This is a genomic window from Pseudidiomarina sp. (genome assembly GCF_048268165.1).
Lineage (GTDB): Bacteria > Pseudomonadota > Gammaproteobacteria > Enterobacterales > Alteromonadaceae > Pseudidiomarina.
In genome coordinates this window covers 1-12,146 of sequence record NZ_JBLWWA010000016.1, presented here as the reverse complement: position 1 = coordinate 12,146, position 12,146 = coordinate 1, and the positions used below count along the sequence as shown (strand labels likewise).

9 protein-coding genes are annotated in these 12,146 nt (G+C 49.7%); 6 read left to right on the top strand and 3 right to left on the bottom strand.

The features are described 5' to 3' along the window. Window positions 1-877, bottom strand: an 877-nt coding sequence (locus tag ACN0UY_RS12080) for a thioredoxin family protein (RefSeq protein ID WP_417667420.1), incomplete at its 3' end; no start/stop codon positions are given. 281 nt (window positions 878-1,158) lie between these two features. Next, window positions 1,159-1,389 (bottom strand): DUF2798 domain-containing protein, encoded by a 231-nt coding sequence (locus ACN0UY_RS12075; protein ID WP_242530050.1) that lies wholly within the window; start codon window positions 1,387-1,389, stop codon window positions 1,159-1,161. A gap of 472 nt (window positions 1,390-1,861) precedes the next feature. Between ACN0UY_RS12075 and ACN0UY_RS12070 the strand changes: the two genes are divergently transcribed. From ACN0UY_RS12070 to ACN0UY_RS12045, 6 genes are all read left to right on the top strand, one after another. Then, a complete protein-coding gene (locus ACN0UY_RS12070) occupies window positions 1,862-3,889 on the top strand; it encodes a TonB-dependent receptor domain-containing protein (protein WP_417667418.1) in 2,028 nt (675 codons plus the stop codon). 116 nt (window positions 3,890-4,005) lie between these two features. Then, window positions 4,006-4,548 carry a flavodoxin gene (locus tag ACN0UY_RS12065; RefSeq protein WP_417667416.1) on the top strand — a complete coding sequence of 181 codons (543 nt, stop codon included), beginning with the start codon at window positions 4,006-4,008 and terminating at the stop codon, window positions 4,546-4,548. Window positions 4,549-4,605: 57 nt separating this feature from the next. Continuing rightward, complete coding sequence (locus tag ACN0UY_RS12060) at window positions 4,606-4,884, top strand: hypothetical protein (protein WP_417667414.1); 279 nt, start codon at window positions 4,606-4,608, stop codon at window positions 4,882-4,884. Beyond that, on the top strand, window positions 4,881-6,503 hold the full coding sequence (locus tag ACN0UY_RS12055; protein ID WP_417667412.1) for a PepSY-associated TM helix domain-containing protein: 1,623 nt from the start codon (window positions 4,881-4,883) through the stop codon (window positions 6,501-6,503). Before ACN0UY_RS12060 ends, ACN0UY_RS12055 begins: the two co-directional genes overlap by 4 nt. After that, window positions 6,500-6,853 (top strand): DUF3325 domain-containing protein, encoded by a 354-nt coding sequence (locus ACN0UY_RS12050; protein WP_417667410.1) that lies wholly within the window; start codon window positions 6,500-6,502, stop codon window positions 6,851-6,853. Before ACN0UY_RS12055 ends, ACN0UY_RS12050 begins: the two co-directional genes overlap by 4 nt. Before the next feature lie 338 nt (window positions 6,854-7,191). After that, window positions 7,192-11,718: a hypothetical protein gene (locus ACN0UY_RS12045; protein ID WP_417667408.1), complete on the top strand. Its 4,527-nt coding sequence runs from the start codon at window positions 7,192-7,194 to the stop codon at window positions 11,716-11,718. 65 nt (window positions 11,719-11,783) lie between these two features. Here the strand turns inward: ACN0UY_RS12045 and ACN0UY_RS12040 are convergent. After that, on the bottom strand, window positions 11,784-12,146 hold a 363-nt coding region (locus ACN0UY_RS12040; RefSeq protein WP_417667406.1), incomplete at its 5' end, for an HNH endonuclease.

Here is a 12,146-nt window from a genome sequence, read left to right as displayed (position 1 = left end):
TCTTCAATTTTGCCGCTGACTGCTCGGTGATCACCTCGACTTCATATTCCTTGACGTGCTGCTCCAGGCTGGCGACCAGTTTCGGGCCTTCTGTGTAGGGCACGGAGATGAAGTTTTCGATACCGACCGTATCCATCACCTGACCGCCAAAGCGCTCGGCGACCACACCGGTACGGATGCCCTTGCGTGCGGCGTAGATCGCAGCAGAGGCACCGGCCGGGCCACCGCCCACCACCAGCACTTCGTAAGGCTCGCGCTCGTTCAGCTCGGCTGCCTTTTTCTCGGCGGCGCCGGTATCCAGCTTGTTGACGATCTCCGGCAGCGTCATGCGGCCCTGACCAAAATGTTCGCCGTTCAGGTAGACGGACGGCACGGCCATGATCTGACGTTCTTCAACTTCCTGCTGGAACAGCGCACCATCGATCATGGTGTGGGTAATGTTCGGGTTCAGCACCGCCATCAGGTTCAGTGCCTGTACCACGTCCGGGCAGTTCTGGCATGACAGCGAGATGTAGGTCTCGAAGTGGAATTCGCCCTTCAGGTTGCGGATCTGTTCCTGCAGTGCGGCATCGGCCTTGGACGGATGACCGCCGGCCTGCAGCAATGCCAGTACCAGCGAGGTAAATTCGTGGCCCATGGGGATACCGGCAAAGTTGACCCGCGGTGCCTGACCGGCGGCACCAACGGCCATGCTCGGTGCGCGACGATCGTTGCCAGCCTTCACACTGATCTGGTCAGACAGCTCGGCGATCTCATGTGTCAGATCCGCCAGTTCCTTGGACTTGTCGCTGTCATTGGTGGTCAGTGTCAGCTCGATCGGGGTAACAATGTTCTTCAGGTAGGTGTTCAACTGCTGCTTCAGATTGGTATCCAACATGTGCGTCATCTCTCGGTAAAGTTATATGTTGCGACCGTCCGCCTGTCCTGTGGATCTCCCGTTCGGCGTTGGGCGCATTTCGAATATGGAGCTATGGTATCGAGCGGCAATGAATGTGTGAAATTAATCGTAATTAATGGTTCGATAGCTTTTATATATTACAGGCTCTGGCCTGGCCAAGATGACGAGAAGAGGCAGTTGGATGGATCGAAGGTTAGGCTGTGCCAAGGGGACAAAAGCCTGCAAGGTGCAGGCTCGAGGGGCAAACTCAGTACACTGATTTAATGAGGCAGGCTGCAAATCCGACCGGCCAGCATCTGCATGCGCTTGGGCAGCACATAAATCAGCGGAAACGCGATCGGCCAGGCAATCAGAATCGCCATGCCCCAACGTGACGAGAAGCCTTCGGTGAAACCGGTGTTGATGGCGGTGATCACAAACGTCATCAGGGTAACCATGACCATCGACATCAGTAGTGTGGTGACCAGACGGGTGTAGCGTTGTGACAGCACAGTAAGCTCCTGCTTGGTAAAGTAATGAACCGATTTGATTAGTTACGGCGTGACTATTGCGTTGGATTGTTCATTAGTCGTTTTGCATATTCTAATGTGAGTGACTGACAAACACAAAGCAGCTGGGCAGGGCGGCACTTCCTTATGTCTGAATACATATACTGAATCCAAAGAGGATACCACAGCAACCGGATGATTCATGGGGTACATAGCAAGTTGCTGGCTCACCTTATCGCAACTGGAATGTTGGGGCCTTGTTTCAGGGCTGACCCTGACGGCAGGTCGTTCCCCAACAACACAGTCTCATACAATGAAACACCATCTACCTCCTAAGAAGCATGAGCACTCATGAGTTCCCGAACGAAGTGTAAAGATATGTAAATATATTCATTAACATATGTAAATAATTATCAGTAACGGTAGTATTCACCCGTATCGATAACCATTCTCAATATTGTATTAAGGACAGAGTATGTATCGCTTCCCTCCTCATTTATTGACTGTTGCGGTAGCTGCAGCCATCAGTGTTTCAACACAGGCAGCTGAGCCCGTCGACCAGGATAAGGTTGTTGTTACTGCGGCTGGCTTCGAGCAGAACATCATGGATGCGCCTGCAAGTATCTCCGTGATTTCCCGGGAAGAACTGGAAAAGAAGTCATATAACAGCATTGTGGATGCTGTAAAGAACATCCCAGGCCTCTATGTGACAGGCGGCGGCAACATGCAGGACATCAGTATCCGTGGGATGGACGACAGCTACACACTTTACCTGATTGATGGGAAACCGATTTCAGCCGGCCGTGCGGTGAATACCAACGGCTCTGATGGTGGCAAACAAATCGCACTGCCGCCTATTTCCATGATCGATAGAATTGAAGTAATTCGCGGTCCCATGTCATCCCTCTATGGCTCTGAAGCCATGGGTGGCGTAATTAATATCATTACGCGTCGCGGCGGTGAGCAGTGGTCAGGCACACTGAGTACCGAGTACACCAAGTCTATGAATGACCTCAGCAACGATGAGCAGCAGGTCAACTTGTACGCTGCTGGTGCACTTCTGCCAGGTATTCTCAGCGCTCAGGTGAATGGCAGTTGGCTGGGTTTGGATGAAAGTGATTTTGCTGGTGGTGGCGACGGGGCGGCAAGTAAGCCGGATACATCGCGCAAGCAAGGTGGTATCAAGTTGTTCCTGACGCCGAATGAGCAGAACGAATTTGCCTTTAGCTATGATTCTTCACGTCTGGAAAGCACCACAACACCTGGCAAAAGCGTCGCTGGCACGGAAACTGGGTCAACACGTACTTATGACAAGGATGTATACGTGCTTTCTCATGATGGCCGCTATGGCAATCTCTTCTTGAGCACCTTCCTGCAACAGGATATTTCTGAACTGGTTCAAGACCGGGAAAAAAAGGAAGAAGTAACCACTCTTAACTCCCAAGCAACGTATTTTATGGGGGCCCATACACTCACTTTTGGTGGCCAGTACAAAATCGAGGACTTTACTGACGAGACCAATGGCCTGCTCACATCCAATGTTCCGGGCGCCGTAAGGAACGTTGATCGCTGGATTGCGGCCGTTTTTACTGAGGTAGACTGGTCGCTCACTGATAAACTCAATCTGACAACCGGTTTGCGCTACAACGATGACGAACTTTTTGGCGGCCACCTTTCACCCCGCATCTACGCCAATTACCGCCTAACACCGGAGTGGGCGTTGAAAGGCGGTATTTCCACTGGCTACAAACAACCTGGACTGGCTGAGGCGACGGCAGGGTTTGGGCGGGGTACCGGCGGTGGTGGCTCACCAGCGCCTCATCCCCGCGCCCTGATTATCGGCAACCCAGATCTTGAGCCTGAAAAAAGTGTCAGCTACGAAATGGGATTTGTATTTGACAGTATGACAACAGGGCTCAACACCAGTCTGATGCTGTTCCACACCAATTACAAAGACAAAATTGCTGAGGACCGCTTCTGTACATCTCCCAACGGGGACCGCAACGATCCATCAACCTGGGCTTGTGCCTACGAGGGCAACAACTATAACTTCCTCAGTACTCGCAAAAACATTGATGAAGCAGAGATGCACGGCATTGAGGTGACACTGGATTATGAGCTGACACCTACACTGGGACTCAGTACCAGCTACACCTACACCGACTCGGAGCAGAAAACCGGTGAGTTCAAAGGCGAGCCTCTGAACAAAATACCCAAGCACATGTTCAACGCCAGTCTGGATTGGCAGCAGTCTGAGCAGTTGAACCTGTGGATGCAAGGTAACTACCGTGGCAAAACCACCGATTACATGGGCCGCACCAGCATGTCCGATGGCACGCCTGGCTATGGTTTTGTCGATGCCGGCCTGGTGTATCAACTGACACCCTCTGCCCGTGTAAAGGCGGGTGTGTACAACCTGTTGGATAAGGAGGTCACCAACGATGACTACGGGGTCGTGCTGGATGGCCGACGTCTCAACATGGGATTAACTGTCGATTTCTAAGTGTGGAATCCTACGCGGATTTAACCGCCTGCAGCCATGAGCCTACCCCTTCGGGCTCCCGCTGCAGGCACCTTCGCACCACCCTCCCTAACATCGCTTGTTGATGGAATTTGAACGTGAACGAACTCCCCTTTACAGCCATTATTTTTGGTACGGACACCGGCAATACAGAAGATGCGGCCTATCGCATGTCGTCTGCACTGGAGGCCCATGGACTGACGCCTGAGGTGATCAACATCAATGAGGTGACCGCTGATCTGCTCGCGGACTACGACCTCATCATCATGGGCATACCGACCTGGGATTTTGGTGGTATTCAACAGGACTGGGAAGAACTTGATAACGAAATTGAGGCCTTTCCGGTGCAGGGTAAAACTCTGGCTCTCTATGGTCTCGGTGACCAACTCGGCTACGGTGAGTTTTTCCTCGATGCAGTGGGTTGGTTACATGAACGCCTGGCAACCACTGGCGCCCGCTTTGTCGGCTTCTGGCCCACTGAAGGTTATACCTTTGAAGCCTCTCGCGCATTGACACCGGATGGCAAAGCCTTCTTCGGACTGGCTTTGGATGAAGATATTCAACCGGAGCAGACTGACAACAGAATTACCCGCTGGCTGGAGCAAGTCCTCGCGGAATATCACGCAGCACCGTCCAACTGAAATATCGTCCATCAGTCCACACTCGCCAAGCTGAAGGCGATTACGGAGTATGCAACCTTGAAGGAACAACTACTGCTTACCACACGCGTGGTGAGTGCCGCAGTGGGTGGTTATGCTCTAGCCGCTATTATCAGCCTGTGGCTGGCGTATTTTGCCAACCTAGAGCCTCGTGACCATCGATTTCTGGTCAATATCAGCTTTTTTCTAATCTACCTGTTGCTGATTTTGGCTGCATTCGGCTTCCGCAGTCATCTGAAAACCGCTTTCGCCATTGCTGCAAGCAATGTAGTGCTATGGGTAGGATGGTTTGCCATTCAGGGAGGAGTAACCGCATGAAAGGGCCTTTTCGCCAATCCATGACCTGGCTACACACCTGGAGCAGTCTGATTCTGATCTGGCTGCTGTTTGCCGTCTTCGTCACCGGCACACTTTCATTTTATCGCACTGAAATCACTCACTGGATGCAGCCCGAAGGCCACATTGCCAACAAGGTTGATACCGTGACTGCAGCCGATAGTGCATGGGATCGATTAACACTGCTGGTACCCTGGGGGAAAAGCTGGAGCATCAGCTTGCCATCAGAGCGGAACCCCAAAACAGGGGTATCTTGGGTCGCCGAAGGTGAGGTCGAGCAGCGTCGGCGGGGGCCCCGTGCACTCATCGATGCGTCAAACGGTGAGGTGCTGGTTCTGCGTGAAACAGCCGGCGGTAATTTCCTTTATGACTTTCACTTTGAACTCTACGGCATGCCTAGGGATGTGGGGCGCACGATCGTCGGTGTGGCCAGCATGCTGATGCTGGTTGCTATCATCAGTGGCGTCATCATGCACCGCAAGATCTTCAGTGACTTTTTTACCTTCCGTCCACGCAAGCGCACGGTGTCTTGGATAGATGGACATGTCATCGGCAGCGTACTGGCTCTTCCCTTCCACATCATGATCACGTTTTCGGGACTGGTGCTGCTGTCATCGACGCTGTTGTTCTGGAACAGCAACTCGGGCACTCAGAACGGAGGTCGCCCAACCACGGTTGCGGCAAGCCAGCTTGAGCACATCAACCCTTCAACGCACACAAGACCAGCAGCGATGAAGCCGGATTTGGCCAGTATTTTCGCCGATGCCGAGCAGCTGTTTGGCGGGCCTGTTGCTAGTCTTACCATACAACACCCGATGACAGCCAATGCCCGCATTCAGGTGACCAGCGCCACACGTGACAGCCTGTTCGGCGGACGCACCGGGCGCCAGCTGAACTATGACCTGAATGGCAACCGGCAAAGTAATGCGAGTCCGGGTGAAACAGCCGCGCAGTCGATGACGAGCTCTTTGGCAACCGCCGTGTTCATTGTACTGAAGGTTACGCACGAAGCTCGTTTTGCCGATGTGCTCACCCGTATGCTGTTTTTCATCGCAGGCATACTCGGCAGTGCCATGGTTGCAACCGGTGCCGTTTTATGGGTGGTCAAGCGTGCTCGAAAACAGGCGGGGTCAGTGGGGTATGAACTGGTCAGTATGCTTAATCTTGCTGCAATTGCCGGCTTGTTGGTCGCCATAGGTAGCTATTTTTGGGCAAATCGCTTGCTGCCAGCAGATATGGAGTCTCGTGACCTTTGGGAAATACGCGTGTTCTTTCTGACCTGGCTGCTAACTCTGCTGCATGCATATTTGGCACGTAAACAGCACGGCTGGTTTATTCAGCTGAGCTTGGCGGCCACTCTGTTTATCTGTATACCCATCCTGGATGGACTCACCTCTCCCGTAGGACTCTGGGCTGGACTGGTAGCTCATGACTGGCCAAGAATCGGCTTCGATCTGATCGCGCTTATAACCGGTTTTGGATTACTCATGTCTGCCTTCTGGGTACGACAGCATACACTCAAACGCATCAAAAACGGCAAAGACGGTAACCACTACAACAATTCCAGAGCACCAATAGCAACCGGAGCAAGTACGGTATGATGATACTCGCCTTTATCATGATTTTTCTGGGGTTTGTTCAGTTTGCCATGGCGATCGACGGTCATTACCAAGCAGTGTACGGCCGGCGTCAAAAACCCGGCCGACGCCGGTACCTGTTCCAAGCGGTAGCCTGCCTGCACCTCTTGGCGGCCCTTTGGGTCTGTACCACAACTTGGCAATTATCCATCGCCATTATCGTCTGGATAGGATTTATTCAGTTTGCCGCCGTACTGGTGGTGGCCCTCCTGACCTGGCGATCCTCATGGTATGGTGCACTATGGCGCTTTGGCTGTCTGGGCAGGCTCTGCGCAGACCAAAAGCACGACATCAACCACACACCGTCGGTCTAATGAATCAAAAGTGTCCACTTAAAAATAGGTGGACACTATCGGATGGTCAGCGTATCGGGCTCAGGATGGGCTCATCATAATGGATAGGAACGGGCTACCCCGACGAGCAGACCCTGATTCATTTGCCAGGAATCCCGATGTTGGCCCAGAGCAGACCTTAGGCAAGGCGTGCTCCAGGCGAGCTATCGGCACGGAGCGGATATGGCTGGCTGATAGCCAGCTTTGTTGTGAAAATCGATAACTTGATTCCATCATCTACGTCTAGACAAACCATTCAACTGACAAGAGACTGGTTAGCGAGCGAATAATAGGAAATCGATTAGTACATAGAGGACTGTATGACTGAACCGCTAGCAGAGATTAAGGACGTTCTTTTAGCACTCAAGCCTGCCGGTGCTAACGGCTTTGAAGGGTTTGTTCGGGTCATTCTCACTGAATTAACAGGCATTCCATTCAGACTCGCTGCAAGCGGTTTTCAAGGGGGAATCGATGGAGATTCAGCACTGCAAAGCGACGCGGTTTGTTTCGAAGCGAAGCGATACTCCGGCGAAATTCAAAGAAACGAAGTCCTAACAAAAATCGTCGACCTCGCTCGTAACAAAGATGCTCCCGATCGACTTTGGGTCCTTGGAGCCACAATAGAGATTTCCACGCAATTGGCATCCGCAGTACGAGAAGCCGGAGACCAACACGCAATCTCCACACTAATTCTTGATTGGACTTCCGCTCCCTTGCCACTATTGGCTATTGCAGCAGCGGCTTCAGGCAAACCAGCAGTAGAGTTTCTGGGCGCTCATGCTTGTCCAGCACCTTGCCAAGAAAACCTGTCTAAAGCCTTTATGGAAATCAAGGAACATCCCGAGTTTTGTAGTTTATTGCGCAAGTTGAAGCTTAACCTGAACATTTCAAGCTTAGCCTTAGCCCGCTCAATCGAATTGAATGTGGCCTGGAGATCAGTTTCGTTTGGATCCGAAAGTGCCGCTAGGGATAGATTTAGGCAGGCACTTGCAGTTAGCGCGAACCCTGATTTCCCCTCTTTACGTATTGCATTGCTAAACAAAGCTTCTGAAAGCTTACAACACGACCAAAGCGTTGTTCTCTTTGGTGGAGAAGGCCAAGGTAAGTCTTGGCTCGCTGCGCAGCTCTGCGTTGACCATAAAGGTCTTGCTCTGTTTGCCAGTGCTGAGCAGTTCGATAGTGTCTATAACAAAGACCTAGATGACTTTCTAATCGATCTTCTGATCGAGCAAACCGGCGAAATAGCAGATGAAACGATAAAGTTTAGATGGCGACATCGAATTGCTGCATGGCAGATCCATCCGCCGAAAGTCCCGTTACTTGTCATTATCGATGGTATTAATCAAAGGCAGAACCTTCGATGGGACCGCCTCTTGAATGGTTTGCAGGAACGTTTGCGGTCTATTGGCGGGAGACTACTTGTTACCGTGCGGCCCCAGTTCTGGCGTAGACTCGTTGAGCCAGGTTTAGTCTTTATTCCAAAGCTGATTGAGGTGCCCGAATGGTTGCCGGGTGACCGCAATCAACTGTTAGAATATTATGGCATCGAACTCGATTGGCTTGATGACGCCACACTAAGGACTCTGCGCAATCCACGACTTCTCAAAGTGGCGGTTTCTACGATCCCCCACAAAAAATCTCAGGCCTGGAAAGGCCTGACGACAGACCGGATTCTCATGGAGCATCTTCGGGCTTTACAACGCGAAAACTTTGAAGACGAGAGGATGAGCGACCTAACCAGACGTCTCAGTAATTGTGCAAAAGAAGTGCTAGTTCGAGTAAGGAATTCGCCAGAGAAGAATCCACCGCGCAGCTTTGAAGATGACTCTAATCACGTTATTGAGACACGTTTCTTCCGAAGTCTCCCCGGGGCGGGAGATACTTATGAATTGCTAGATGAAGGGCTTACTCTAGCCCTCTCTTACACCTTTATCGACCAACTGTTTCGGGCTCAGCAGACTGGGATCAATGTTAGTGAACATATAGCCCAGCTAATCGATCCTATCCAAGCCATGGATCGAACCGTGGATGTTATTTTCGGCGCGTTAATGGTCTGTACATTGGATACTAGCCGTTTCGATCAAGCCATATTTGCTGCGCTTCTTGATGCGTTCTCCAGCCTTCAGAATGTTGACGATCAACGTTTTGAGGAGTTCGTCGAGATAGTAAAATTTCAACCTACAGAACTGTTCAATGCATTGGAGTTGTATGCTCTCGGTAGAGCGCGCCGTATTAATCAAGACTGGTTCACCCATGCTGCGTTCGAAATCGCTGCAACAGAGAACGGATGGATTGTAGCTAAAACAGCAATTCGCAACTGGCTACATCGTTATAACAAAGATCCAATAGAACAGACGAACCGCTACCCGAAACACGATGAGGACACTTATCAGGAGAACTTACAGAGACGACAGAAAGAAATAGAAGGCACATTATCGTCATTATCTTCTTTCGAAAAGCAGCTATTGGACAACATGACTGAGGTATCAGGGGAAACAGATACCCTGTTCAACTTGGCACTTCAATTACTTGCCGGTCGCCCACTTGCAGAGTTTTCTGACTGCTTTATAGCGATGGGGCTTGCTTTCAATCTCGATAAGGATACGTATTCTGCGCGAAAGGCCTTTGATCAGCTAACAACGTTCAATAGGGTTGACCGAATACAATGTAAGGACGCATTTCGGAGCGCTATTGAGCCACTACGTTCCGCCGACACCTCTCTTGCTGGTAGGTGGACTATCGTACGTATGCTCTATGCTTCCGGCGATAGGTCTGCATTCTCCGAAGCGAAAATGATCGCTGATCAGTTAAACAAGGAGCGAGTTCGCTGGAAACAACCATCACCTGACGAATGGAATCAGATTAGCGTTGCTGATCCTGGCGCTATACGTCCCATCAATATTACTGATGGCTTAGAGCAGTTTGGCTCAATTAATCAAGAGCATATTTTAAGTGCGATGGGATTGACCAGAGAAGACCTAAAATTTAGGGAGCTCCTACCACTTGCTTGTCGATTCGAACCTAAAATAGCTGTCGAAAACGCTAGGAGTATCATTTCCGGGTTACTAACCAGAACTGGTTTACCGTTGCGTCAGCTAATATTTAATGGGACTGATTATATACCTTTGATGACCCGAAATATCACGATGAGCCTAGTTAAAAGGGTCTGCGATACCGATATGGTGAGCACCATCAAAGAAGAGGAGCAAGAGACCATGAGGATGTTTCTGTTCTACTACTCAGCCTACCAAATGTCTGCTTCAGAACAACTAAGCTGTTTAACCAACCCTTCATTTGGATCAAGTATTATACTCAAAGCACTGGACGCCCTAGCGTCACAACCTACCGATTCTATCCTCAATTGCCTGAAGTCTGCACTAGACTTAAATGATAATAACGCCATTTATGGATCGCTGATCGCCGCACGTTACGGTAATACTTCGATCACGCCGGAGCTTGAATCACTTATATTAATATGCACTAAATCGGAGCTTCCTGTACTACGTACCATCGCTTTTGATATCGCGGCCAAGAATGATCTTAAGTCAGTAAGAGATGCCCTTTTGGAAAGTGACTGGTCCGGTCGTACAGCAGATAGGAGGACTCTTGAGAGTTGGTTTGGGTCTATCCTGCTTGTTCAAGCGTGCGCCCGTCATGAAATCGGCCTTGATGACTTACTTAAACGGACTAGTCTCGAAGTGCTGTTCACAACAGATGAGCATCTTGGTGAATCGATAACTAAACCATTGGCTATATCTTTTTTGCACCGTTTAAAAGGCGCGGTGGAAGCTATCAATAGTCACGTACCTACAACTGTTGACCTTACTCTATCGATAGATAAGCGTGATTCTTTCCCCCTACTTTCCGTCGATGAAACAGATAGTGACAAAGGACGTTTTCCACGCCAGAAGACACAAAAAGAGAGCCTAGGAATATCTGAAGAAGATTTTGATGAGAAACAGATACGAATTCATGCGATCGCAGATGCATTCTTTGCGGGTTTGAAAAAATCTGATGCAAAGCTTCTAGTCGAATATCTAACTATTGATGATTTAAAACGACTAATTAAATTAGACGAGAATCTTCTGCCTGAGATACTCCATATTGTAGAGCGGGCCAGAGAAACTCAAACTGGGTGGCTGAAAAATATCGCTTTCATGGTCGCGAATCTAATATCGAAAGACTTACCTGAGAGAGCTGTAACTCTTTTTATAAAATTTGGTGAAGCCCAGGGTGTTGTCAACTATGACTTAGGAGATGATCTAACATTAGAACATGAAGCCATATGGTCAAGCTGGCCTTCAGATACAATAAATGAGCTTTGGAGGCAACGGCTTCTTAAATCTAGGAATGATGAAATATTGGCCCGTGAGGTATTAGCAGCAGAGCGATTTGGTGCCTCCGATTTTGTTCAGTCCTTCATAAAATCTCTATCGGATAGTACGTCAACGCTTGATCAAGCCTACGCAATATCAATTGCTGGTTTTTCTATGCAGTCCGATCAATTTTATGACACTATACATCACCATCTGGATGGTGATGGAATTACGGCAACAGCATCAAAATACGCCAAAGAGGCTCATGACAACTATCAGTGGACTAAGAAGTGGATGGCCGATATGTGCTCCGCAGAATCTCCAGAAGATTTTTGGTGTTATTTGATGGTACTAAAAACATGCATGGATGCACGTACTACTGTCGCTCAAATATCAAATACCAAATGGTCAAAATTTACTCCTATTTTTAGGGAAGTAAGACTATCTGCGTTACAGGAGCGAAAAAAAACAAGATCCAAAACACTTGTTGGACAACAGGCGCCGGATAAAATATTTATAGCTGGTTTATGAAAAAACTAAAGACTTATTCTGTGAGTTCGGGGTCATAGGAATATTTTTGGTCTCAGCGGTATGACCTATTTGGGTAGAAAGTGGTGACTGGGCCGATTGTCGCCACGTCCGCTTTGTGCGCAAAGCAGAACAAACCCCATGTCCATCAGATCAGTCTCCCCCCACAAAATCTGATCCCTATGCTGCTGCATCAATCCGGAATCAGGGCTGAATCGCTCTGGCATCACAATTTTTTGTCCTTCAATTGATAGGAAAAACCGCTGCATTGCAGGTTCCGGCTGCTTGAATTGGGCCGACAGCACAACCCGCCAATCCTCATCAAACGTCATCAATCCCTGATCAAAGGCCCGATCATATAGCGCAGATAGGCAAAGCCCATTGCTGGGGTTGAGTCGGTTGGTTTTGTCTTGACTCCACGGGACGATATG